The organism is Chitinophaga sp. GbtcB8, from assembly GCF_019091455.1.
Taxonomy (GTDB): domain Bacteria; phylum Bacteroidota; class Bacteroidia; order Chitinophagales; family Chitinophagaceae; genus Chitinophaga.
In genome coordinates, this window is sequence record NZ_JAGXJN010000337.1 from 1 (window position 1) to 242 (window position 242).

1 protein-coding gene is annotated in these 242 nt (G+C 46.7%); it reads right to left on the reverse strand.

The annotated features are described in order from the left end of the window. Positions 1-242 (reverse strand): hypothetical protein (locus KVT36_RS32020; protein ID WP_217607484.1); only part of this gene is annotated, 242 nt, incomplete at both ends.

Here is a 242-nt window from a genome sequence, read left to right on the forward strand (position 1 = left end):
GCAAAAAGATCAGTGCTATAAGTAACACTTAATTGAAGACCCTCCATTGACCCACGTAAGGAAAAGGAAAGAGCAAACTGGGTACTATTGCTTTCAACAGGTTCCACATACAGTGATAACCCTTCGCCCAAGATGTGTTCTCCAATACCTACGGTTCCATTGTTCTGTAAAAGGAACATCACCTGGAACAGCGGATGGCGGCTCAGTCCACGATCCCTCACCACGGCTCCCACTACTTTCTC